A 21,579-nucleotide genomic window follows, 5' to 3' on the forward strand; every position below is an offset into this window, starting at 1 on the left:
CCATTCTTTAAACCTCTACTTTACCCCTGTAACAATTTTCACTTCTTTCACATATGTAACACGCTGGGGTGTTCGATAGTTTTTCGAACAATCCCTGTATTTACCTGCATTTTTAGACGTTGCGCAGGGTGATAGCTCGGGATAGTTTGTATCTCGTTGCCACAGAGCCTCAGCACGCGGCTGCACCCGCGCCGGCGTGTCGCAGGCTTCAAGGCGCATAACGGCTGTATGGCCGTGCCCTATCGCTCACAAGCTTCCTGCCGCTGACGCCGGCGGAAGCGAGCCACAGCAGGACTTAAGGACGTGAAGTTATGAAGCGCACGCTCAGCGCACTCGCCGCCGTGGCGGTCACCACCGCTACCGTGACGGCCCCAGCGTTCGCCGCCGAACCGGTAGCAAGCGTGGATGTCTCCGACGGGTCCTCCCAGGGCCCAACCGCCGGCGACATCGAAGTCAAGGAAGACTCCAAGGCCGACCTCTTCAAAGCATTCTCCGGGCTAATCGTTTCCACGGCCGGAGCCCTCAACGGGGCCTCCACCCCGGAAATCAACTCCACGCAGGACGGCTTCGATATCGTCCTCGATCCCTCCAGCATTCCTGGTCTCGCCGAGGCCTTCGCCCCACAGGGCGATCACTCCGGTCTCACCCCTACGCGCGGCCAGGATGCCAACGGTAATACCGTGGTCTTTCCGACCTCCGGTACTTTCACCTCTGGCTTTGGCCCGCGGTGGGGTTCCTTCCACAACGGCATCGATGTAGCGAACCCAGTTGGCACGCCCATCTACGCCGTCATGGATGGAGAGGTCATCTCCTCCGGCGCAGCCCAGGGCTTCGGCAACTGGATCCGCATCCAGCACGACGACGGCACTATCACCGTCTACGGCCACATGCCCGGCGATCAGCTCTTGGTCAACGTCGGTGACCGAGTCACGGCCGGCGACCAGATCTCCGTCATCGGCAACGAGGGCCACTCCACCGGCCCACACCTGCACTTCGAAGTGCACCCGGGCGGCGGCGCGGCCGTTGATCCGGTGGATTGGTTCAGCGAGCGTGGCATCCTCATCTAAAGCTTTAAAGCTTTTCCATCGGCACACCGCCGATGAGCATGAGGCGGACCTTGCCCGCTGAGCCGAAGTCCACGGTGACCGTCGCCCGCGCGCCGGTTCCGGAGGCTTCGATGACCGTGCCCAGCCCGTACTTCGCGTGGTTGACACGGTCCCCCACAACTAAATTGAGATGGTTATTCTTCGGCATCGATGTTGCCGGAGCTGGCTTGCGCGAGCGCTGCGAAGGGGAAGACGCAGCGCCCCGCGAGCCATAGCCGCCCCCACGGGACCCAAAGAACCCGCTATCTGAGCCGAAGGTTCGCCCGTATTGATAGGAATCATCTCCACCCCACGCGCCGGACAGCGAGCTGTCTGGTTCTTCACGGCGCCAGTCGATGAGGTCTTCCGGGACCTCGGCGAGGAAGCGGCTGGCCGGGTTCGTCACCGGGTTACCCCAGGACGAGCGGAGAATCGCGCGCGTGAGGTAGAGCTGTTCCCTAGCGCGCGTAATACCTACGTAAGCAAGGCGGCGCTCCTCACTGAGCTCCTTCGGGTCCCCCAGGGAGCGCATGTGCGGGAATTGGCCATCCTCCCAGCCGGTGAGGAAGACAACTGGGAACTCCAGGCCCTTCGCGGTGTGCAGGGTCATCAGCGTGACTACTCCGGACTCATGATCCGGAATCTGGTCTGCATCCGCCACCAGCGAGACCTTTTCAAGGAAGGCTTGAAGCGAGCCCGGCGCGGCTTCACCTTCCGAGAGCTCCGGGGCTTCCTCTGCGTCTGCGCCCAAGAAGGCCATCTCATTGGCCGCCTCAGAGCTGAACTCGCGCGCCACCGACACCAACTCGTTGAGGTTGTCGAGGCGTGCCCCATCCTGCGGGTCGTTGGAGTTTTCGAGTTCTGCGCGGTAGCCGGTGGCATCGAGAAGCGCGTTGAGCAGCTCTCCCAAATCCGGTTGACCCGTCACTTCGTTGACCATGCCCGGAATCTGCGCGCGCACGCCGTCCATCATCTCGTTGAATTTGCTTACGGCATTCACTGCCCGTGTGCCAAGCCCGGCAACCTTGCCCGCTGCCGCATCGCGGAGAGCAGCCCCAAAACTCACCCCAAGGTTCTCCGCGTGCAGAGCAATCTGTGCCTGCGCCTTGTCACCAATAGCACGCTTGGGCACATTGATGATGCGGCGCAGGCTCACCGTGTCATCCGGATTATCCATGATGCGCAGGTAGGCCACCATATCCCGGATCTCGCGGCGCTCGTAGAAACGCGTACCACCGACCACCTTGTACGGGATGCCCGAGCGCACGAAAATATCCTCCAACGCGCGGGAAGCATTGTTGGTGCGGTACATCACTGCAATATCCGAATAGGCCGTGCCTTTATCCGCTAGGGAATCGATCTCCGAGGCGATATACCGCGCCTCGTCATGTTCGTTATCCGCCACGTAGCCAACAATTTGCTCACCCTGGCCGTGGGCAGTCCACAGGTTCTTCTCGCGGCGGCCCTCATTCTTCGCAATGACCGCATTCGCCGCGTTCAGGATGATCTGCGTCGACCGGTAGTTTTGCTCAAGCAGAATCGTATGCGCCTGCGGGTAGTCCCGCTCGAACTCCTGAATATTCCTGATGGTGGCTCCACGGAAGGCATAAATTGACTGATCAGAATCACCCACCACGCATAGTTCCGGCGCATCCGGCGGCAGCTCTCCCCTGCCCACCAAGGCCGACACAAGCGCATACTGCGCGTGGTTGGTGTCCTGGTATTCGTCAATAAGCACATGCTTAAAGCGGCGACGATAAAACTCCACTACCTGTGGGTGCTGGTTAAAGATGCGCACCACTTCCCCGATGAGGTCATCGAAGTCCACCGCATTCGCCGCACGCAGGCGGCGCTGATATTCCTCGTACACGCTCGCCACGGTGAGCTCGAAAGGATTCTTCGTCCTCTCTGCCTCCGCGCGCGCCTGCTCCGGAGAGATGAGCTCATTCTTGCGGTTGGAAATCTGGTTCGCCAGAACACGTGCCGAGTACTTCTTGAGATCCAGCTGCATGTCCTTGGCGATCATGGTGAGCAGCCGGCGGGCATCATCGCCGTCATAAATGGTGAAATTCGTGTTCAACCCCGGCACCAGCTGGGCATTATTGCGCAAGATGCGCACGCAAATCGAGTGAAAGGTAGACACCCACATTCGTTCTGCCACAGGCCCGACAAGCTGGCCCACGCGCTCCTTCATCTCCGCGGCTGCCTTGTTAGTAAAGGTGATGGCAAGGATCTGCCACGGGGCGACCCCACGCTCGCGCATGAGATACGCGATGCGGCGGGTCAACACGGCGGTCTTGCCCGAACCCGCGCCGGCCACGATGAGCAACGGTGAGCCCGAATGCGTCACGGCCTCTTCTTGTTGTGGGTTTAATCCTTCCAGCAACGGATCAGAAGCCTGACCGGAAGGGGTATCCGCGTTGGGTCCGGGCGCGGGGGAAAAGCCACCGGCGGAGGCAACGGTGGAAGGAGCGGAAAAAGAACGGGGCCTAAACGGAGAATTGTTATTCATAATGCTCTCCAACCTACTAGCACCACCGGACATTGCCTGCCACACCACTTCTTATCGGCGAAGACCGACGTCACGACTCATGATTCCCCTTTGCCTTAACGGGAGTGGCACAATCTGAAGACATGAGCGCTTCACAATCTGGCACCCCTGACTCGGGCTTAAACCCCGAGCACCACGACCCCAACGTCGTGGACAACGGCCTCGACATTCGTATGCCCTCGGGCACCGATGATCCACTGAGCGATGCCGAGATTCAGCGCTACCGCGAAGAAATCAACCGCCTCGACCGCGTTATTCTCGACGCCATCAAGCGCCGCACCGATATTTCCCGCACCATTGGTAAGACGCGCATGAGCTCAGGTGGTACCCGTTTGGTGCATACCCGCGAAATCGCTATCCTCAACGAGTTCCGCAGCGAGTTGGGCGAGGAAGGCCCCGCCATCGCCTCTGCCCTGCTGCGGTTGGGACGCGGCAAGCTTGGCTAGCTGAGCGGCCCGCGGAATAATCCCCAACGCACGCGCCTGACGCTAGGCCGTGAGCTACTCTCTCTTCATGCGCTTTTTCTCTCGTCTCGCTGCAGCTCTCACCGCGGCTACCTCCGCCTTCGTATTGACCGCCTGCAGCGGTTCTTCTTCCCACGTCGCTTCCATCACCACCACGACTCTGAATCTTCCCGCTATTGGTAATTCCGGCCGCACGCAGGATTCCGGAACAAATAGAGGTTCGGAAGAAGTCCTCGACAGCGATTCTCTCTGGGATAACACCACCGAAATCCCCCAAGCGGAGCGCCCCGAACCCCGCGTGGATCTGGCCCAGCCAGAAGCAGCTGAATACTTCATGACCGTGGGGTTGTTGACGCCTGGAGCAGCTATTTATAACGCCGCGGGCGATAATCGATGTTCGGCTGGTCATTTCGTTGGCGACGGCGAGCGCCTCTTTATCCTGACCGCCGGCCACTGCGGTGACAAGGGAGACACCTTTTTCTACCAGGACCACTCTGGTGACAACGTGAAGATTGGTGAGATGGTGCTGGAGGCCCGCAATACCAATACGGACCAGATCAACTCCGCCGATATCGCACTTATTGAGGTTTCCAATCCGGCCGCTCAAGTCTCGACCTCACCTGCTCTGAACGCTCCTTTAGCAGGATGGCTGCCCCTTGAGGACGTTGCTTTGACGAAGCCCACAATTTGCCGCGCCGGCTCCACGCGAGGAGTCTCCTGCGGCAACTTCATCGACCGCCACGAGGATCAAGGGCTGTTTACTTTCGGCAATGACAGCGCCCCAGGCGACAGTGGCGGACCAGTCTATGCTTACATCGATGGCGAGCTCTGGGCCGTTGGTGTGCTGTCCTTCGGCAATGACCAAGATCCCTCTGACATCGAAGTGGGCGCCATGGAGATCGGAAACACGATGAAGCAATTCGACTTGAAGCTCTATGCCTAGCGCCTAGCAGCGCAGCCTTCTGCCTCGGCACCGAAGAGATTTCTGGACTACGGTGGAAACAGTAAGTTTCCTGTCTGCTACCTGCCAGAAAGGCTTTTGCAATGGACATCACCGCTCAGCCGCAGTGGGCCGCGCTCACCTCGCTTTTTGAGAGCAAAAAGGACCTCAACCTGCGTGAGCTTTTTGCCAACTCCGCTTCCCGCGCCGCAGACTTTTCCTTCGATGCTGCGGGCCTGCACGTGGATCTGTCGAAGAACCTCATCGATGAGGAAGTAGTCACCGCGCTGGTAGACCTCGCCCGCGCCGCGGACGTCGAAGGACGCCGCGATGCCATGTTCGCCGGCGAGCATCTCAACAACACTGAGGACCGCGCCGTGCTGCACACCGCGCTGCGCCTGCCTGTTGAAAAGGACTTGAGCGTCGACGGCCAGGACGTCGCCGCCGACGTCCACGAAGTCCTTGGACGCATGCGCGACTTTGCCACCGCGCTGCGCTCCGGCACGTGGCTGGGGCATACGGGCCACACCATCAAGAAGGTCGTCAACATCGGCATCGGCGGCTCCGATCTGGGCCCCGCCATGGCCGCCAAGGCGCTGCGCTCCTACGAAGTAGCGGGTATTAGCGCAGAGTTCGTCTCCAACGTCGACCCGGCAGATCTCGCCGCGACTCTCGACGGCCTCGATGCCGGCTCCACCCTCTTCATCGTCGCGTCCAAGACGTTCACCACCCAGGAAACCCTGGCCAACGCTCATGCCGCTCGCCGCTGGCTCATCGAGCAGTTTGATGGTGATGAGTCGGCCGTCGCCAAGCACTTCGTTGCGGTCTCCACCAACGCGGAGAAGGTCGCGGAGTTCGGCATCGATACCCAGAACATGTTTGGGTTCTGGAACTGGGTCGGCGGGCGCTACTCCGTCGATTCCGCCATCGGTCTGTCCCTGATGTGCACCATTGGCCCACTGGACTTTATGCGTTTCCTCGAAGGCTTCCACGCCATGGATGAGCACTTCCGCACCGCTCCTCTGGAGCAGAACGTGCCGGCTCTGATGGGCCTGCTCGGTGTCTGGTACTCGAACTTCTTCGGTGCGCAGACCCACGCGGTGCTGCCCTACTCCGAGGACCTCGGCCGCTTCCCTGCTTACCTGCAGCAGCTGACCATGGAATCCAATGGTAAGTCCGTGCGCCGCGACGGCACTGCGGTGAGCGCTGGCACCGGGGAGATTTACTGGGGCGAGCCAGGCACCAACAGCCAGCACGCTTTCTTCCAGCTCATGCACCAGGGCACCAAGCTGATCCCGGCGGACTTCATCGGCTTTGCCCGCCCGAAGGAGGACTTCCCCACTGCAGATGGCACCGGTTCGATGCATGACCTGCTCATGGGTAACTTCCTCGCGCAGACCAAGGTTTTGGCATTTGGTAAGACCGCTGAGGAAATCGCCGCTGAGGGCGTGGACGAAGCCCTCGTGCCGCACAAGGTGATGCCGGGCAACCGCCCGTCCACCACCATCCTGGCGGAGGAGCTCACCCCGCAGACCCTCGGCGCGCTAATCGCGCTCTACGAGCACATCGTCTTCACCCAGGGCATCATCTGGGACATCAATTCCTTCGACCAGTGGGGCGTGGAGCTGGGCAAGCAGCAAGCCAATGACCTGGCACCGGCAGTCTCTGGCAAGGAGGAAGCCGCATCCGGCGATGGCTCCACCGATGCTCTGATCGGTTGGTACCGCAGCCACCGTTAAGCACTGCTTGGCGACGTCCCCCGGCCGAACGGTCGGGGGTTCACGCGTTTTTAACGCGCAATCGACGTGTGGGATCGCCAACGCCGCGGAGGCCCTTATGGGCGTCCGCGAGGCAATTTACCTGTCGGGCAGTCCCTGTGGACGAACCCGCGTGGCGCTTTACCCGCCAGGTGGTTCGAGTGCGCGTTGTGCGGCTTGATACGCCGCCTGGGCGGTGATTGGTTCTGCCCAGGGTGGGATGTAGCTTACTTCGCCGCGAAGGCGGAAGACATAGCCGGCACCGGTGGGTTTATCCGGGTCATCATCATTGATGCCGTTGTGATATGCACACAACATGGTCAGATTCGGCGGGTCGGTGGTACCTCCTGCTTTCCACGGCACCAGGTGATGCACGTGGGCATAATCAGCAGGTTTATTGCAGCCCTTTCTGGCACAGGTCGGATGCTCGGCACTGGCCATCATTCGCTGCTCAAACCCGGCTAGGCGTTTCATACGGTGCAACCACACCGGCCCGATCGTGGGGTGGACCAGGGTGACGTAGCCGATCTCGGCAAACTTATAGTTTAAAAACTCAGCACCGGTCATCCGGCCACCGTTAGTCAGCTCCAGAACAATGTCGTCACCGTCGCCGCTGACAATCTTGTCGAGCTTATCCAAGGTGACAACCACGCTGGTGAGAACAGCAGGTTTGGTACCGCCGTGGGATTTGTTGAAGAAGACGTGCTTGGCCGCTTCCAGTAGGTTGTTCTGATTGATGGATTCCAGCACGCCACGCATCTCGGTCACTGTCATCGGATCATCGGTGATGGTCAGTGAATGTGGACCGTCAGCGCGATAAGTCATGCGCACACCGGGCGTGGGTACGCGTTTAGGTTTGAGCTCCTTTAAACGTTTGGCTGCCACGGCCGGGATGCTGTGGGCGGGTGTGCTGGCAAGCTTGACCCGTAGATTCCACGCGTGTAGCTGGTTCTTCAGCTTCTTGGTGTAGGACTCAATCAGGCTTAATGTGGCTAGGTCGTGGCGTTGCTCTGCGGCCCGGGTACGGGCAGTGCGTTGCTTACCCGTGAACTTCGTAGTGCCGAAGTAAATGTGGTTCAGGCGTGCCAGTTCGGCAGCGTCGGCAGGTGAAGCGCCGAGTGTGCGTAAGTGTTTCTCGCCTCCTACCGCCTGCTCCACCAAAGAAATCCCCGAGTTGCGGTAGGAGAAATAGGTCTCCAAATCCCCCATAACCCAGAACATTAAAGCACCCTGGGCCACCCCGCAACCGGAGACAGTGACATTAGAGCTTGATCATCGACTCCCAGCCGAAGGGGATGTGGTCAGAATCCACGATCTTGCGGCCGAAGGGGAAGCAGGTCACTGGGATCATCTTCAGGTTGGCTAGAGCCACCGGGATGCCTACGATGGTCACCGCCTGGGCTGCTGCGGTGGTGACGTGGCCAATGGCGAGCCACAGGCCGGCCACCAGGAACCACACGACGTTCGCGAAAGCCGACATGCCGCCAGTGCCCTTGACCGGCTGCACCACGGAGCGCCCAAAGGGCCACAGCGCGAAGTTCGCCATGCGCATCGAGGCCACGCCAGCGGGAATCGTCACGATGGGGATGCACGCCAGAATACCCAGAAGGAAGTAGCCCAGGGCCAGGAACATGCCGCCGGTGAGCAACCAGATGATGTTGAGGAGCGTTTTCATGCTTCCCAGCCTAGCTACGTGAGCTCGGCCTCGGCTGGCACGCACAAATGCGCGCTTGGCAGGCACGCTAGATGCCTGATTGTAGCTGGCAGTGTGGGCACCACCAGATCACACGCTCCAACTCGCCTTCGTCGCCGCCGGCGTCCACGCCACCCAGCGTGGATTTCTCAATGAGAGTGCCACAGCGCCGACAGCGCCGGCGGTTGCGGCCAAAGACATACGTGGTCTCCCCTGCCCGCTTGACACCGGTGGTCACGCGCACCGGGGAATCGCGGTTGGCCCAGATGAGGCGGCGGGAGAGGGTGAGGATCTGGGGCACGTCGACAAGCGCTACCGGCGTCGCGGGATGAAGGCCCGCCAGAAAGCAGATCTCGGCGCGGTACTCGTTGCCCAAGCCCGCCACGTTGCGCTGATCCAGGAGGGCCGCGCCGATGCTACGCTCAGGGCGGGACTCGATGCGGCGCACGGCCTCCTCAAAGCCACCCTCCAACCACTCCGGCGCGAGGATATCGGGGCCCAAGTGCGCCATGCGCTGCTCAAATTCGCGGGCAGGGAAAACCTCGACCAGCCCTAGCCAATGCCCCACCATCTCGATATCGCGCGGGGTGTTCTCCATCTGTAGCACTACGCGCGCGCTGTGGCCGGGCTTGCGCCAGCGGTCACCGGCGTAGTGAATGGCCCACGTGCCCTCCATCTTGAGGTGAGTATGCAAGATCAGCTCGCCGCCGAAGTCCATGAAGAGGTGCTTGCCATAGGGCCAGACCTCCTCGCACACCAACCCGTCGAAACGCACGGTGGCATAGCGCGGCACACGCAGGGAGGAATGGGTTACGCGCCGGCCTTCCATGAACTGCAGCCGTTTCGACAGCTGCAGAACGGAATCACCCTCGGGCACGGCAGAACCTCCTCACCAAACGGGTGCCTACTCTACCGGCGCATCCTTTCCCGCACCGAATGCCAGCGCACCCGGCTCCCACGGGGTGACCACGTGCTGGCGGCCCAGGTCTTCGATCCTCTTCACGCCGAGCAATTGGAGGGTGTTCTTAAACTCCTCCGCCAGCAATTCGATAACGCGGTCCACGCCTTCCTTGCCGCCGGCCATCAGGCCGTAAAGGTAGGCGCGGCCGATGAGGACGAAGTCCGCACCCAGAGCCAGCGCGATGGCGATGTCGACGCCGGACATGATGCCGGAGTCGTAGATAATCTCCACGTCCGGGCCCACTTCTGCGCGCACAGTCTCAAGGGCCTGAAGGGTGTTGACCACGCGGTCGAGCTGGCGCCCGCCGTGGGAGGACACCACGATGCCGTCGGCGCCGAGGTCGATGACCTTGCGGGCATCCTCGGGGTTGACGATTCCCTTGACAAAGAGCTTGCCCTGCCAGGACTCGCGGATCCACGCCAGATCCTCGAAGTTGAGGCCCGGGTCGAACATGGTGTTGACCAGCTCGCCCAGGGTGCCGGTGGTCGAGGTCAGGGAGGCAAAAGTAACCGGGTCCGTGGTGAGGAAGTTGAACCACCACTCCGGGCGCCAGGCGGCGTCGAAGACGGTGCCTGCGGTCAGGCGAGGTGGGATGCGCATGCCGTTACGGGTATCGCGCAGACGCTGGCCGGCCACGGGCGTGTCCACGGTGACCACCAGGGTGTCATAGCCGTTGGCCGCCGCGCGTTCCATGAGCTCCTGGCAGGCGGAGTGGTCCTTCCACAGGTAGAGCTGGAACCAGCGGCGGCCGCTATTGCCTTGCGACGCCGCGACCTCCTCCACCGAGCGCGTGCCCATCGTGGAGAGCGTAAACGGGATGCCTGCGTCGCGGGCGGCTTGGGAACCGGCGTCCTCGCCTTCGGCGTGCATGAAGCGGGTAAAGCCGGTCGGCGCGATGCCGAAGGGCAGGGTCGCGGGCTCGTCGGCAATCTCGGTGCTCAAGGAAATGTCGTGTGCGCCGTTGAGCACGTTCGGCATGAGGCGCACGTCCCGGAAGAAATCGCGGGATTCGCGGTAGCTGACCTCGTCGCGGGCGGCCCCGTCGACGTAGTCGAAGGCTGCTTTCGGTGTGCGGCGCTTGGCTATCTTGCGCAGATCCCACACATCAGCGGCCTCCGCCAGGCGGGCAGCCCGGCGGTCGAGGTTGGGCGCTTCGAACCGCATGAGGTTCTTCAGCTCGGACACGTTAGGCAATTGGCGCTTCAGCCGCATGGCGATAAGACTCCTTTTCTATTGGGCTATCAACTTCTGAGGTTAGACCTAGGAAATGCGCGAAGCCGAAAAGCTGCGGAATAAGATTCAGCGCCGGCGGCGGCGCGGGCGGAAGCCACCCGGGCTCCCCGGTGTATCGGGTGCACCCGGGTCCCCCAAGTCCTCAGAAGCTCCGTTCTCCGGATCATCGAAGGACAGTTCCTCCATTGCATCGACGGCGCGACGCCCACCGCGACGTGCAGGACGATAAGGCTCGGTAGAACGCGCGGCTTCTCCAGATTGGCCGTGCTGTCCCGAACGACCGGAGGGGGCAGAGTGGGCAGATCCGGTAATGCGCACGCCTTTCGGGGTTAGCGCCGCTCCTAAGCCGCGCATTTCGCCACCAAGCTTTGACTCGAAGATAGGCCGCCCGTTCGCCTTCTCAATGACCAGCTTGCTCAAGCGCCCGGCGGCCACCAGCTCGTTGAGGCCTGCAAGAACCGCGGCTAGTACCTCCGTGCGCTCGATGTCCTCGGGCAAGGCGTTGAAGAACGTCGTCAGCGTCTTTCCGCCGCGGGTTAAGTGAGCCACCGGCAGGCCATCCATGAGCACCACCAAGGCACCCGCGGCGCGGGTGGGGCGGGCACCAGAGTCGCCAGCATCAGTCGGCGGCCAAGACAGCGCTGCGCCATAAGGGTTGGCCGGGTCCGTCGCGGCCAGAACATACGTCTGCGGCTCGCGAGTTCCGGAGGGCCAGCCTGTAACGTCCGGGGAATCATCGACCCCGCGCAGGCGGTCGATGACCGCGGGCGTGGAGAACTGCGCGGCACCCAAGCCCTCAATAACGTAGCCGCGCATGGCCTTGCCGGATTCCTCAAAACCGGAGAGCACCTTATAAGCCAAGGCGAAACCACCCAGGACGTCCTCGGCCACCACAGAGCCGCGGGTAAGCACACCATAGCGGTCTAGCCAGGCCTCGCCGTGGGCGATGGAGCGTGACGTTGCATCCGTGGCCGCGGGAACGGACAGCGACCAGCGCCCCACCACGTCGGGCGCGGTCGGCGTACTGGAGGCATTGTGTGCTTGCGCAAAGGACGTGCGCCCCATGCGTAAGCGCGAGCGCGTTGGCCGACGCCGCGCGCGATGCGCCGCACGCCCGGCGCGCCCTCCTGCGACCAGGTGGGCGCGGACGGGAGCGAAGGAATCAGGGCTGACCAAGCCTGCCTCCATCAGGCCCCAGAGCGCCTCCCTGACCTCCTCAGGCGTACCGCTCAACTGCGGTTGGATATCGGAGATGAGGTAGCTGCCGCCGCCCTGCAAGGCCTCCAGCAGCTGAGTCTGCAGCAAGGACACGCCAGCCTCCTCCGCAGAAACCTGCGGGGCGAGCTGCGCGGCATAATCCACCGGCAGCAGCATGATCCACGGGTCGTTGGAGCCGGCCTTGCCCGCACCCACAATGAGGACTTCGCCGCTGGCAGTGAGTTCATCGAGCATGGTCGGCGAATAATCCCCTACCCGCGCAGGAAGGATGAGGCTCTCCCAGGCCGAGGCCGGCAGGCGCACGCCGGCCAGCTGCTCGATGACGGCGAAGACGCCGTCCACCCCGCGCAGAACCGGGCGCCGGCCCACCGCGGCCACTTGCTGCCAATCCGGGAGGAAACGCCCGAAGGCCGCGGGCGAGACCGGCTGCGTGGCCGCCCGGGCAGCCGCCAGCGAGCGCGAGCGGATGACCTTGAGCACCTCCGCCGCGCAATATTCCTGCTCCTCCACGCCTTGCCGGTAGTGCCCCGCCAGGATGGAGTCCAGCCCATTCAGCGTCGAGTGCGCCACCGCAGCTGACAGGCCAAAGGCCTCCTGCACATCGCGCGCCACAAATGGCCCGCGCGTGCGAGCCCAGCGGCTGACCAGTTGGTCCGCGGCATCGGTAATCGTGGACTGTTGAGCGGGGATGCCGGGTGGGACGGGGATGCCCAGGCCGTCGCGAAGCAGCGGCGCATCGAGCGCTTGCGCCACGTGCTCGCGGCCGTTGATGCGCACCCGCATGATCCGAGCACCAAGCGCATCGAGTGCGCTCAATGGCACCGTGGCGTGCGCGCCGAATTCCTCGACCGGGATGGGGCCGAGCACGCGCAGCAGGTCCGCGACCTCCTCAGCGGTGCGCGCCTGACGTTCCGGAGTGGTGCGCTGCAGCTGGGCGTGGACCTCGGCGATGATGGAGCCGTCGAGAAGCTCGCGCAGCTCCACCGTGCCCAACAGCTTCGCCAACAGCGCCGGGTCCAATGCCAAGGCCGCTGCGCGCTTTTCCGCTAGGGGCGAGTCCCCCTCGTACATGAACGCGCCGGTGTAGTTGAACAACAGCGAGGACGCGAAAGGCGAAGGCTGCTCCGTGGTGACCTCCGCGATGCGCACGCGGCGGTGCGCCAACTCGCGCATGACCTCCGTCAGAGCCGGCAGGTCATAGACATCCTGTACGCACTCGCGCACCGTCTCCAAGATGATGGGGAACGAGGGGTAGTTGCGGGCGACGTCGAGAAGCTGCTCCGCACGCTGGCGCTGCTGCCACAAGGGCGCGCGCTTGCCCGGGTTACGCCGCGGCAGAAGCAGCGCACGCGCGGCGCACTCCCGGAAACGCGAGGCAAAGAGCGCGGAGTTGCCCACCTGCTCGGTGACGATGTCCGCGATCTCATCGGCGTCGAAAAGAAAGAGCGCGGCATCCGGATCCGCCTCGCCCTGCGGCAGGCGCAGCACGATGCCGTCATCGCCCGCCACGGCCTGTGCATCCATCCCGGTACGCTCCGCCACGCGCTGCCCCACCGCCAGCGCCCACGCCGCATTCACCGGCCGGCCAAACGGGGTGTGCAACAGCACGCGCCAATCCCCCAACTCGTCCGTGAAGCGCTCCAGCAGCAGCGTCCTTTCATCCGGGATGATCCCGGTGGCCTCGTTCTGTTCCTGCAGGTAGGCGGCGATGTTGCGCCGCGCGTTCTCATCCGCACCACGCACCACCGACGGGTCCGCGAGCGCCTCCCGCCGGAATGCGCCCAGCGCCTTGCCCAGCTCATAGGGACGCCCAGCTTGGTCACCGTTCCAGAAAGGCAAACGCCCGGTGTGCCCCGGCGCGGGTGTCACCAACACCTGGTCGCGCGTGATCTCCTCCACGCGCCAGCTCGTCGCGCCGAGAGTGAAGATATCTCCCACCCGGGTTTCATAGACCATTTCCTCATCGAGCTCACCCACGCGGCGCGGCGCAGAACCGGCTTCACCAGTTCCCACGAGGAAGACACCGAACATGCCGCGGTCCGGAATCGTGCCGCCGTTGGTCACCGCCACACGCTGCGCGCCGGGGCGCGGGGTGAGCACGCCCGTCACGCGGTCATAAACCACCCGCGGTTTCAGCTCCGCAAAATCCGTCGAAGGATACACGCCACTGACCAGGTCCAGAACGGAGTCAAAAACCTCGCGCGCCAAATCCTTATAGGGCCAGGCGCGGCGCACGGTGTCGTACCAACTGTCGGCCTCGAGTCCCTCGCTCGTGCCCGCGCTTGCCGACGCCACCACCGCCGCCACCGTCTGCTGTGCCAAGACATCCAACGGGTTGCGCGGGGCGTGCATTTCCTCGATGAGGCCCTCCTCCATGCGGGCGACGGTGAGTGCTGATTGCACGAGGTCCGCGCGGTGCTTGGGATAGAAGGAGCCGTGAGAGACCACGCCGACGGAGTGCCCGGCGCGGCCCACGCGCTGCAGACCAGAAGCCACCGAGGGTGGGGATTCCACCTGCACCACCAGCTCCACCGCGCCCATGTCGATGCCCAGCTCCAGGGAGCTCGTGGCCACCACGGCTTTGAGCGTGCCTTCCTTGAGCATCGTCTCCGTCAACGCGCGCTCATCCTTGGACACCGAACCGTGGTGCGCGCGGGCGATAACGGCGGGGGCCTTGCCGGCGACGTCGACCTGCTTCATCAGCTGGGCCGGGTCGCGCCGGGTGGCTGGGCTCAAGGAATCTGGATCGTGTTCCTGGGCATAGAGCTCGTTGAGCCGGCTGGTAAGCCGCTCGGCGGTGCGACGCGAGTTGACGAAGACAAGGGTGGAGCGCTGCTCCATGATTTCGGCGTACAGCTCCTCTTCGATGAAGGGCCAGATGGACTTCGCAGTGGGCAGGGCGGAGTCTCCTACCCCGCTCTCTTCCTTGCGTTGCGCGTTTACGCGCAACGCGTCTTGGGGGCCTTGAGTGATGCCCAGGGGATCGTCGACAGTCGCCTCCCCGATGGGGGATCCCTGCTCCGGGGTGGGCAGGTCCGACATGTCCTCGACTGGCACGTGGACGTCGAGCTGCCAACGCTTCTTGGCAGGCGGTGCGATGATGTCGACGGGACGGTCGCCGCCCAAGAAGTTCGCGACAGCACTCAGCGGACGCACCGTCGCCGACAGCCCGATGCGCTGGAACTCCCCGGCGATGAGCCCGAGGCGTTCCAAAGTCAGGGCCAGGTGCACGCCGCGCTTAGTACCAGCCAGGGCGTGGATTTCATCGATGATGACGGTATCAACGGTCTTCAGAATCCCCGCAGCCTTGGATGTGAGCATGAGGTAGGCCGATTCCGGCGTGGTGATGAGGATGTCTGGTGGCTTGCGCACCTGGCGGGCACGCTCTGCCTGCGGGGTATCCCCCGAGCGCACGCCGACGGTAATATCCGGCACCTCCAGCCCCAGCTGCTCGGCGGTGCGAGCGATGCCGTTGAGCGGGGCGCGCAGGTTATTTTCCACGTCCACGCCCAAGGCCTTCAGTGGTGAGATATACAGCACTCTCACGCCATCATGAGCGCCCTCGCGGGAAGGTTCATTGCTCAATGGCAGCGCGGTTTGGCCCTCGCGCTCCACCAAAGAATTCAGCGCCCACAAAAAGGCTGCGAGCGTCTTACCGGAGCCGGTTGGCGCCACAACCAGCGCATTCGCACCACCGGAAATCGCCTCCCACGCCTGCTCTTGGACGGGGGTGGGGGCGGCGAAAACGTCCTGGAACCACCCGGCCACCTGCGGGCGGAACTTCGCCAGAACGTTTTTGGACATGCCCTACTGTATCGCGCGCGCTAATCTGGTCACTATGACCGTTGAGATTTCTGATTCCCGTCTAACTAATTCCCTCGCCGCTGGCTGCGGTGAGATCCTCAAAGGCGTGCGCAACGGTGGCCTGCTGCGCGGCTTGGCGCTGGGTGATGCCGGCGATGAGGCCGCTCAGGAGTGGATCTCCCGCGTCCTTGAGCAGCACCGTCCCAAGGACGGCGTCCTGTCGGAAGAGGCTGCCGATGACTTAAGCCGTTTGAAGAAGGACCGCGTGTGGATCATTGACCCGCTCGACGGCACGAAGGAGTTCGCTACCGGCCGCCAGGACTGGGCCGTCCACATCGCTCTGGTCGAAAACGGCACCCCCATCCACGCGGCCGTCGGCATGCCGGACATGGGCGTGACCTTTAAGTCCTCCGACGTGCGCGCGGTGACCGGCCCGCTGTCGAAGAAGTTCGTGGTTTCTCGTAATCGTCCGCCGAAGGTAGCGGATTACGTCGCGGAGAAGATGGGCTTTGAGACCGTCGGCGTAGGCTCCGCGGGTGCGAAGGCCATCCACGTGTTGTTGGGTGACTATGACGGATACATCCATGCCGGCGGCCAGTACGAGTGGGACCAGGCCGCCCCGGTGGGCGTGGCTTTGGCCGCGGGCCTGCACTGCTCGCGCCTGGATGGCTCCCCCATCAAGTTCAATAACGAGGACACCTTCATCCCGGATCTTCTGATCTGCCGCCCGGAACTGGCAGAGGAGATTCTGGAGCACGCCGCCGCCTACGCTGAGGCCAACGGCGGGTACTAACCCCACGCGCGTGGCACGGACGCAAGAGCGCTATCATGGCGACCATGATTGAGACTCCGTACGAGGACCTCCTGCGCCGCGTCCTCGAAGAAGGCGCGCCCAAGGGCGACCGCACTGGCACCGGCACCCTCTCCCTGTTCGGTGCCCAACTTCGCTATAACCTGGCGGAGTCTTTTCCCCTGCTGACCACCAAGAAGGTCTACTTCCACGGCGTGATTGGTGAGTTGCTGTGGTTCCTGCGTGGCGACTCCAACGTGAAGTGGTTGCAGGAGAACAAGGTTCGCATCTGGAACGAGTGGGCCGATGAGGACGGTGAGCTAGGCCCCGTCTATGGCGTGCAATGGCGCTCCTGGCCCACGCCGGATGGCCAGCACATCGATCAGATTCAGGTCGCGCTGGATACGCTCAAGAACAATCCGGATTCGCGCCGCAACTTGGTCTCCGCGTGGAACGTTTCTGAGTTGGACAAGATGGCGCTCATGCCCTGCCACCTGCTGTTCCAGCTTTATGTCGCTAACGGCAAGCTGTCCATGCAGGTCTACCAGCGCTCCGCCGACATGTTCTTGGGCGTGCCCTTCAACTTGGCATCCTATGCCGCGCTGACCCACATGTTTGCCCAGCAAGCAGGTTTAGAGGTGGGCGATCTCATCTGGACCGGCGGCGATTGCCACATCTACAACGACCACATCGAGCAGGTCAAAGAGCAACTCTCCCGTGAGCCCCGCGAGTACCCACAGCTCAAGCTCCACAAGGCGCCGGACATGTTCTCCTATGACTTCGAAGATTTTGAGGTCATCGGCTACGACCCCCACCCCACCATCAAGGCACAGGTGTCCGTCTAATGCTGGGCGCAATCTGGGCCCAGTCCCTCGACGGGGTCATTGGTGACGGCGTGGTTATGCCCTGGCACGTGCCGGAGGACCTGAAGCACTTCAAGGAAGTGACCATGGGCGCGCCTGTCATCATGGGCCGCAAGACGTGGGAGTCCCTCAACCCCAAGTTCCGCCCGTTGCCAGGCCGGGAGAACATCGTGCTCTCTAGCCGCGAGCCCGGCGAGTGGTCTGCGGGCGCCACCGTGGTGGATAACCTCGACGCCGCGCTTGATGCTGCGCCTGGCGACGCCTGGATCATCGGCGGCGGCCAGCTCTACCATTCCGCCCTCGAGCGCGTGGATACCATCGAGCTCACCCTCATGGGTGTACAAGTCGGCGATGCCTACGGCGCAGATGTCGTACTGGCCCCGAAAGTGCCGGAGGAGTTCAGCCTATCTGTCGATAGCGATTGGCTGACCTCAGCCTCGGGCCACCTCACCATCCCCGGGCAGCCTCCAAGTGAGCTGCCCATGAAATACCGATTCCTCACCTACGACAGAAAGGCTGCTGCATAATGAGCACCAACGTTGCCACTCCCGAAACCACTGAGCACGTCACCATCTTCTTTGCCGACTGGTGCCCGTTCTGTGCAAAGCTGATCAAAAACCTGGATCGCACCGAAACCCCATACGAGCTCGTCGACGTCGAAGCCGACGGCACCGAAGACATCAATGCGTGGATCGAGTCCGTCAACGACGGCAACCGCATCGTTCCGACCGTCCTCTACTCCGACGGTACCCACGCCACCAATCCTTCCGCCAGCGAGGTCCGCGCCAAGTACGCGGAGCTGTCCGGCGAATAAACCAAAGGCGACGCATTTACCGCCGCCCCACGCGGGGCTGCTACTCTTACCTAGGTGCGCAACGCACCCCGCCCCAGTAGCTCAGGGGATAGAGCACGGCTCTCCTAAAGCCGGTGTCGGAAGTTCGAATCTTCTCTGGGGCACGCTGTGAAGTCTCGAGACATCGTTCCGGTCGGTGTCTCGAGATTTTTTAGTTGCCCCGACTGGGGTTGAGTTCGTTGTCTTTCTAGTTGTAGTAGATCTTTTCTTCGGTGAGTGTGTAGGCGGCGATTTGTGCCCCAGTGATGGCTATTTTGACGTCGACGTGGTTGTCGATGCAGACCATGGTGATTGGTTCCCCGCCCCATCTGCGTCCGATGTAGAGGCGGCGTAGTTTGCCTCCCCATCGCAGGGTTGTCTTGCCGTTGGTGCCGATTTTGTCGGTACTTAGTCGGTAGTCGTGGTCTGGTTTGATGTCTACTTATCTGCATTCACCCCCATTAAGGGTGAATCTTCAGATCAAAACTTGAAATGTTTTATAAACAGTATTACCTAACTTAGGTAAGCCTTACCTTTCCTGCTGTTCATAAATCGAGGTTTACTATGACCCAACAGTCCTCTACGGCCGCACGGAGTGCAAGCTCATCCAGTGGGTCGACGGCACGTTTAAACACCAGAGATCTCATCAACGCTGGCATCTTTGCTGCACTTTACTTTGTAATCACCTTTGTAAGCGGAATGATTGGATTCGCAGGACCACAATTCATGTTTATTGGATGGTTCATCGCGGCAATCGCAAACGGAATCGTGCTAGCGCTTTATGCCGCCCGCACGCCCAAAATGGGTGCTTTCACCCTCGTCGGTGGTATTAACGGACTAGCATTCATGCTCACCGGACACTACTTCTGGACCCTGCTGGGAAGCATAATTCTAGGGTTTATCGCGGATTTGATTATTACAAAAAGCCACCTCAGTATTGCCAAATCCTTCCCTATTGCCTACAGCGTCTTCTGTGTCTGGATTTCTATGCCTTTTATCCCGCTAATTCTGGATACGGACTCCTACTACGTCGATATCGCAGACCAAATGGGTCAAGAATATGCCGATGCCATGTCGGATATCTTCCAGCCATGGACCATTGGAGTACTGGCCATTTGTGCGCTCATCGTCGGCTTTATCGGAGGAAAGGTCGGAGTTCGCGTCAGCCGCAAACACTTTGAAAGCGCTGGTCTCCTGTGAGCCTGCAAAAACAGGGCGTGCTTCATCGATCTTCGATCGATCCACGGACCGTGCTGCTTTCTGTTCTAGTAATCAATGCGGTAGCTCTCAGCCACGGCCACCTACCGACACTGCTGATTTCTATCGCTTTCAGCTCCATCGCACTAGCTACAGTAAAGCCACACTATGGTCTTATTTGCCTGTTCGCTTTTGCATTATCCTATCTAGGGTACTGGGGCCTATTACAGCTTCCTGGCTCCACATTTTTCGCTTTTTCAGCGGCAATTTTTTCGTGGCTAAGCCGTTTTGTCATCAGCATGTCCATCGGCACATTCGGCTTGCTCACTCTCACACCATCCACGTTGACCTCAGCACTGCGGGACCTGCGTTTACCAGGCTGGGCCACCACTCCACCGGCGGTATTCCTGCGCGTTTTGCCGATCATCGTGGCAGAAGCCAAAGCCATCCGCGATGCCATGGTCCTTCGGGGTCTCCAGCCTGGAGTAAAAAGCTGGATCACACAGCCCACACAATCGTCCGCGATGTTGATCATCCCCTTATTAGGTGCCGTCGTCCGCGCTGGTGATGAGCTCGCTGCCTCTGCTCTTGTCCGGGGATTGGGAGGACCCGCACGCCCAACCACCACCGCCGATCTTTCCTTCAAGCTTGTCGATGCAACTGCACTAGCTGGGTTGGGCCTCGTTGTTGCCTCTGTCTGGCTTCCCACGGAGGTCCACTTATGAACGAACGCAGTATCGCAACCAGTGTAGACGCCCACAACGTTTCTTTTACATATCCATTGGGAGCTCGGCCAGGCATTCAAGGTGTATCTGATGTGTCTTTTTCTGTCTCTCCAGGACAGTGTCTACTGATTACCGGTGATTCCGGATCGGGAAAGTCCACGGTACTCAAGTTGATCAACGGACTCATCCCCCATTTCAATCCAGGAGAGCTACTAGGCACCATCACTATTATAAAGGATGACCAGGCTTTTACCCCTGCGGAAGAACCGCTGTCCCGAGCCATCGAGTTCAGCGCCTCAGTATTCCAGAATCCAAGGACACAATTTTTCACTGAAAGCGTCAATGCAGAATTGGCCTTCGGGCTAGAAAACCTTGGTGTAGATCCCAAAGAAATTGAGTCGAGGATTCAATCAGCGGTCGAGCTACTAGGCATTAACAATCTTCGGGGCCGGCGATTCAAAGAATTATCCGGTGGGCAGTTACAAACCATGGCATGCGCATGCGCGCTTGTGTCCCCGGGCAGTCTCGTGCTTCTCGATGAACCCACGTCCAATCTCTCTATGGAAAGCATCGATATTCTTGCACGCGTGCTACACCGCTTGAAGGAATTAGGCACAACGATCATTATCGCTGATCACCGTCTCTTTTTCTTAAAAGATATCGCTGACCAAGTTATTTACTTGACTCAGGGAAAAATAACGCGGAGTTTCCGCGCTCAGGAGTTTTATGCCTTAGACGAACCCGAACGCAAACAATTGGGGCTACGCAGCTTACACCATGTTCCCCTGCCCGCGAGCGTGCCGGTACCACCCACGCTCGAAAACGCCGATCCCCAGCGGAGCGGACTCGAGCTAAGCAACATCTGTTTTTCTTATGGCGCACATGAGGTATTAAACATTGACCACGCATTTTTCCCCAGCGGCGAAGTCACCGCCTTAATCGGGCCCAACGGCGCTGGAAAAACCACCCTCGCCAGGATCATTTGTGGTCTTGCTTCTCCCAAACGCGGCGGTAGTCTCCGTTTGAACAGCAAACGAGTCGGAGCGGCTGCCCGCAGACGTGCCGCGTACATGGTGATGCAAGATGTTGGCCGCCAATTATTCGCAGCCACCACCGAAGAAGAAGTCACGCTCGGACTGGCAAAGAAGAAGCGGGACCACATCGATGTCAATGAGATTCTCCATCGCCTCGATCTGGCAGGAATGGCCCAACGGCATCCGCAGTCTCTGTCCGGTGGGCAACGGCAACGCTTAGCCATAGCTTCAGCCCAAGCCGAGCAAGCAGCGATCTACATCTTCGATGAACCTACCTCTGGCGTGGGCTGGCGCCAACTGCAATCCATCTCTGCGCTACTTCGATCTCTTGCAGCAAGCGGAGCAGTGGTCATCGTCATCACCCATGACCACGAATTCATCCAAGAATCAGTCACCAGAATCATCGATATGACTGACATCAACAAGAATTGA

17 protein-coding genes, 1 tRNA gene and 1 pseudogene are annotated in these 21,579 nt (G+C 61.2%); 12 read left to right on the top strand and 7 right to left on the bottom strand.

The features are described from left to right. Positions 1–311 precede the first annotated feature (311 nt). Positions 312–1,067, top strand: coding sequence for a M23 family metallopeptidase (locus ABZS45_RS06500; RefSeq protein ID WP_412101111.1), 756 nt, complete (start codon positions 312–314; stop codon positions 1,065–1,067). A 4-nt stretch (positions 1,068–1,071) separates the two neighbouring features. On the opposite strand, the gene pcrA is transcribed toward ABZS45_RS06500, so the two are convergent. After that, positions 1,072–3,597: a DNA helicase PcrA gene (gene pcrA / locus ABZS45_RS06505; RefSeq protein ID WP_412099142.1), complete on the bottom strand. Its 2,526-nt coding sequence runs from the start codon at positions 3,595–3,597 to the stop codon at positions 1,072–1,074. Between the two features lie 122 nt (positions 3,598–3,719). Between pcrA and ABZS45_RS06510 the strand changes: the two genes are divergently transcribed. The 3 genes from ABZS45_RS06510 (at position 3,720) to pgi (ending at position 6,779) form a co-directional block, all read left to right on the top strand. Beyond that, the gene (locus ABZS45_RS06510; protein ID WP_412099143.1) at positions 3,720–4,082 is read left to right on the top strand and encodes a chorismate mutase; all 363 of its coding nucleotides are present in this window, start codon (positions 3,720–3,722) and stop codon (positions 4,080–4,082) included. Positions 4,083–4,149: 67 nt separating this feature from the next. Continuing rightward, positions 4,150–5,043 carry a trypsin-like serine protease gene (locus ABZS45_RS06515; RefSeq protein WP_412099144.1) on the top strand — a complete coding sequence of 298 codons (894 nt, stop codon included), beginning with the start codon at positions 4,150–4,152 and terminating at the stop codon, positions 5,041–5,043. A gap of 101 nt (positions 5,044–5,144) precedes the next feature. Further along, positions 5,145–6,779, top strand: coding sequence for a glucose-6-phosphate isomerase (gene pgi, locus ABZS45_RS06520; protein ID WP_412099145.1), 1,635 nt, complete (start codon positions 5,145–5,147; stop codon positions 6,777–6,779). A 159-nt stretch (positions 6,780–6,938) separates the two neighbouring features. Here pgi and ABZS45_RS06525 read toward each other — a convergent pair whose 3' ends face one another. The 5 genes from ABZS45_RS06525 to ABZS45_RS06545 form a co-directional block, all read right to left on the bottom strand. Next, complete coding sequence (locus ABZS45_RS06525; RefSeq protein ID WP_412099146.1) at positions 6,939–8,006, bottom strand: HNH endonuclease signature motif containing protein; 1,068 nt, start codon at positions 8,004–8,006, stop codon at positions 6,939–6,941. A 52-nt stretch (positions 8,007–8,058) separates the two neighbouring features. Continuing rightward, positions 8,059–8,472, bottom strand: a complete 414-nt coding sequence (locus ABZS45_RS06530; RefSeq protein ID WP_412099148.1) for a YccF domain-containing protein — start codon at positions 8,470–8,472, stop codon at positions 8,059–8,061. A 67-nt stretch (positions 8,473–8,539) separates the two neighbouring features. Continuing rightward, positions 8,540–9,367, bottom strand: coding sequence for a DNA-formamidopyrimidine glycosylase family protein (locus ABZS45_RS06535; protein ID WP_412099149.1), 828 nt, complete (start codon positions 9,365–9,367; stop codon positions 8,540–8,542). Positions 9,368–9,394: 27 nt separating this feature from the next. Next, positions 9,395–10,663 carry an alpha-hydroxy-acid oxidizing protein gene (locus tag ABZS45_RS06540; RefSeq protein WP_412099150.1) on the bottom strand — a complete coding sequence of 423 codons (1,269 nt, stop codon included), beginning with the start codon at positions 10,661–10,663 and terminating at the stop codon, positions 9,395–9,397. Between the two features lie 87 nt (positions 10,664–10,750). Beyond that, positions 10,751–15,706 (bottom strand): DEAD/DEAH box helicase, encoded by a 4,956-nt coding sequence (locus ABZS45_RS06545; protein ID WP_412099151.1) that lies wholly within the window; start codon positions 15,704–15,706, stop codon positions 10,751–10,753. A gap of 34 nt (positions 15,707–15,740) precedes the next feature. On the opposite strand from ABZS45_RS06545, the gene ABZS45_RS06550 reads away from it, so the two are divergent. The 5 genes from ABZS45_RS06550 to ABZS45_RS06570 all read left to right on the top strand — a co-directional run bounded on the left by ABZS45_RS06550 (position 15,741) and on the right by ABZS45_RS06570 (position 18,316). Further along, the gene (locus tag ABZS45_RS06550) at positions 15,741–16,499 is read left to right on the top strand and encodes a 3'(2'),5'-bisphosphate nucleotidase CysQ (protein ID WP_412099152.1); all 759 of its coding nucleotides are present in this window, start codon (positions 15,741–15,743) and stop codon (positions 16,497–16,499) included. A gap of 35 nt (positions 16,500–16,534) precedes the next feature. Next, positions 16,535–17,341, top strand: coding sequence for a thymidylate synthase (locus ABZS45_RS06555; protein WP_216379915.1), 807 nt, complete (start codon positions 16,535–16,537; stop codon positions 17,339–17,341). Continuing rightward, positions 17,341–17,886, top strand: a complete 546-nt coding sequence (locus ABZS45_RS06560) for a dihydrofolate reductase (RefSeq protein ID WP_216379916.1) — start codon at positions 17,341–17,343, stop codon at positions 17,884–17,886. The genes ABZS45_RS06555 and ABZS45_RS06560 overlap by 1 nt, the downstream gene beginning before the upstream one ends. After that, on the top strand, positions 17,886–18,173 hold the full coding sequence (locus ABZS45_RS06565) for a mycoredoxin (protein ID WP_216379917.1): 288 nt from the start codon (positions 17,886–17,888) through the stop codon (positions 18,171–18,173). Before ABZS45_RS06560 ends, ABZS45_RS06565 begins: the two co-directional genes overlap by 1 nt. 70 nt (positions 18,174–18,243) lie before the next feature. After that, a tRNA-Arg gene (locus ABZS45_RS06570) sits at positions 18,244–18,316 on the top strand. A 21-nt stretch (positions 18,317–18,337) separates the two neighbouring features. Here the strand turns inward: ABZS45_RS06570 and ABZS45_RS06575 are convergent. Next, positions 18,338–18,615, bottom strand: a pseudogene (locus ABZS45_RS06575) (IS481 family transposase); the annotation flags it as partial. 140 nt (positions 18,616–18,755) lie between these two features. Here ABZS45_RS06575 and ABZS45_RS06580 point away from each other — a divergent pair. Genes ABZS45_RS06580 through ABZS45_RS06590 form a run of 3 tightly spaced genes read left to right on the top strand, consistent with a single transcriptional unit; the run spans position 18,756 to position 21,579 of the window. After that, positions 18,756–19,391, top strand: coding sequence for an MptD family putative ECF transporter S component (locus ABZS45_RS06580; RefSeq protein ID WP_216379924.1), 636 nt, complete (start codon positions 18,756–18,758; stop codon positions 19,389–19,391). A 50-nt stretch (positions 19,392–19,441) separates the two neighbouring features. Next, a complete protein-coding gene (locus ABZS45_RS06585; protein ID WP_366511210.1) occupies positions 19,442–20,113 on the top strand; it encodes an energy-coupling factor transporter transmembrane component T family protein in 672 nt (223 codons plus the stop codon). Further along, complete coding sequence (locus tag ABZS45_RS06590) at positions 20,110–21,579, top strand: ABC transporter ATP-binding protein (protein WP_216379926.1); 1,470 nt, start codon at positions 20,110–20,112, stop codon at positions 21,577–21,579. Before ABZS45_RS06585 ends, ABZS45_RS06590 begins: the two co-directional genes overlap by 4 nt.

It is taken from the genome of Corynebacterium aurimucosum (assembly GCF_046895345.1).
In the GTDB taxonomy this organism is placed as follows: domain Bacteria; phylum Actinomycetota; class Actinomycetes; order Mycobacteriales; family Mycobacteriaceae; genus Corynebacterium; species Corynebacterium aurimucosum_G.

Bases quoted from the DNA above. Each gene is read 5' to 3' on its own strand.
- ABZS45_RS06500 (WP_412101111.1), top strand. From the start codon at position 312: ATGAAGCGCACGCTCAGCGCACTCGCCGCCGTGGCGGTCACCACCGCT.
- pcrA (WP_412099142.1), bottom strand. From the start codon at position 3,597: ATGAATAACAATTCTCCGTTTAGGCCCCGTTCTTTTTCCGCTCCTTCC.
- ABZS45_RS06510 (WP_412099143.1), top strand. From the start codon at position 3,720: ATGAGCGCTTCACAATCTGGCACCCCTGACTCGGGCTTAAACCCCGAG.
- ABZS45_RS06515 (WP_412099144.1), top strand. From the start codon at position 4,150: ATGCGCTTTTTCTCTCGTCTCGCTGCAGCTCTCACCGCGGCTACCTCC.
- pgi (WP_412099145.1), top strand. From the start codon at position 5,145: ATGGACATCACCGCTCAGCCGCAGTGGGCCGCGCTCACCTCGCTTTTT.
- ABZS45_RS06525 (WP_412099146.1), bottom strand. From the start codon at position 8,006: ATGGGGGATTTGGAGACCTATTTCTCCTACCGCAACTCGGGGATTTCT.
- ABZS45_RS06530 (WP_412099148.1), bottom strand. From the start codon at position 8,472: ATGAAAACGCTCCTCAACATCATCTGGTTGCTCACCGGCGGCATGTTC.
- ABZS45_RS06540 (WP_412099150.1), bottom strand. From the start codon at position 10,663: ATGCGGCTGAAGCGCCAATTGCCTAACGTGTCCGAGCTGAAGAACCTC.
- ABZS45_RS06545 (WP_412099151.1), bottom strand. From the start codon at position 15,706: ATGTCCAAAAACGTTCTGGCGAAGTTCCGCCCGCAGGTGGCCGGGTGG.
- ABZS45_RS06550 (WP_412099152.1), top strand. From the start codon at position 15,741: ATGACCGTTGAGATTTCTGATTCCCGTCTAACTAATTCCCTCGCCGCT.
- ABZS45_RS06555 (WP_216379915.1), top strand. From the start codon at position 16,535: ATGGCGACCATGATTGAGACTCCGTACGAGGACCTCCTGCGCCGCGTC.
- ABZS45_RS06560 (WP_216379916.1), top strand. From the start codon at position 17,341: ATGCTGGGCGCAATCTGGGCCCAGTCCCTCGACGGGGTCATTGGTGAC.
- ABZS45_RS06565 (WP_216379917.1), top strand. From the start codon at position 17,886: ATGAGCACCAACGTTGCCACTCCCGAAACCACTGAGCACGTCACCATC.
- ABZS45_RS06580 (WP_216379924.1), top strand. From the start codon at position 18,756: ATGACCCAACAGTCCTCTACGGCCGCACGGAGTGCAAGCTCATCCAGT.
- ABZS45_RS06590 (WP_216379926.1), top strand. From the start codon at position 20,110: ATGAACGAACGCAGTATCGCAACCAGTGTAGACGCCCACAACGTTTCT.